Below are 1,408 nucleotides of genomic sequence, written 5' to 3'. Positions count from 1 at the left end.
GCGGCACCCCCGATCGCTGGTCAAAGATCACCAGCCAGCCAGAGTCTAGTCCCAAACCAGCTAGATAACTGTCCAACTGCTGCAATCCCTTCTCTAGGGGGTCTTTTTCTCCATCCCGCCATACCTTCAGTTCTATGCCTAGGGTGACATCACCGTAGCGCAAACACAGATCCATCCGCCCAGAGCCAATGGCATATTCCCGCTCCAGCGTGCCGCCCCCATTCACCACCCGATGCAAAAGCGCCATCAGCACAATGTGGGGAGCAATCTCGTGGTAGTGCACACTTTTCATCAACGGCTGCCCATGTTGTCGCCAGAAGTCGAGAAATGCCTCTAGGAGTAGATTGACATCTAACTTGCCAGTCTTGGTTAGCCAACTCGGCTAAGGAGGCACTAGTGGTGAAGCTCAATACTAGCGGCAGAACTTCTCGATAGATGGGGTTAGCAATTTCTAAACCACCACTGGTTTGCAACCGACAGAGTCCAAGGTCAACAACGAATTGAATATCGTCGATGGGCACTTCTCCTAGAGCTTGCCCTGCCAGAATTGGTTCAATAATGGCGCGCACTCTGGGTTCCTGTAGTCGCTCTGCTAGGCTATCCAAGTGAGTATCCCGCCGCTGAATCAGGATTTCTTTGGCTTGGTCGATGTGGTCGGCGGTGATGGGGATGCTGGGGTCGGGGACGATCTCTTCCACTACTTCTTTGGCTAATGCATTCACTAGCCAGGGTTGCCCTTGGGAGAGGTAAAAGGCACGATCAAGAGCTTCAGGGGTAAAGACTTGGCCGGTGTCTGCTGTGTGCTGGGTGTAGAGTTCGCTGACTTCTTCCTGGGTAAAGTTGCGGAGGGTAAGGGACTTGACTTTGATGTTGAAGGGACTGGCGGTATGGAGGCGCTGGCTGCCACTGGCGGCTACTTTGTAGTCGCGCACATCCCGCAGGCCAATCAGTCCGAGGGATTGGGGAAAGGCTTTGGGACGACGGGGATAGCCATCCCGTAGCTGCCGTAGGATGGAAATTAAGGCGTTATCTTGCAGGGAGTCGATTTCGTCGATGAAGATGACCAGGGGACGGGGAGAGGTTTGTGCCCATTTGCTCAAGGCATGACCAATGCACCTACCACTTTCGGCATCGGTTAAGTCTGTCAAACTAGGGGGATGCAGCTCATGGGGAAGCCATACTGTAGCTGCATCCCACCATGCATCTAAGATTGCTAACTCGGCTTTGTCTGGGTCGTGGTTGAAGGCGGCACCAACTTCTACGGAAACCATGACGGCGGTGTAGTGTCCGCTGGCGGTGAGTTGCTGGGCTAGGGCTAGCATGGCAGTGGTTTTGCCGGTCTGCCGGGGGGCGTGGATGACGAAATAGGTTTCTTGCGCAATCAGGCGCTCCAGTTGCGGCAACCGGC

The 1,408-nt window shown here is 54.6% G+C and carries 1 pseudogene; it reads right to left on the bottom strand.

Annotation, left to right across the window (positions count from 1 at the left end):
- Window positions 1-1,408 (bottom strand): annotated as a pseudogene (locus NZ772_18960) (ATP-binding protein).

The organism is Cyanobacteriota bacterium, assembly GCA_025054735.1.
GTDB lineage: Bacteria > Cyanobacteriota > Cyanobacteriia > SKYG9 > SKYG9 > SKYG9.
Note: the sequence above shows the minus strand (reverse complement) of the source record. Positions and strands in the feature narration are given on the sequence as shown.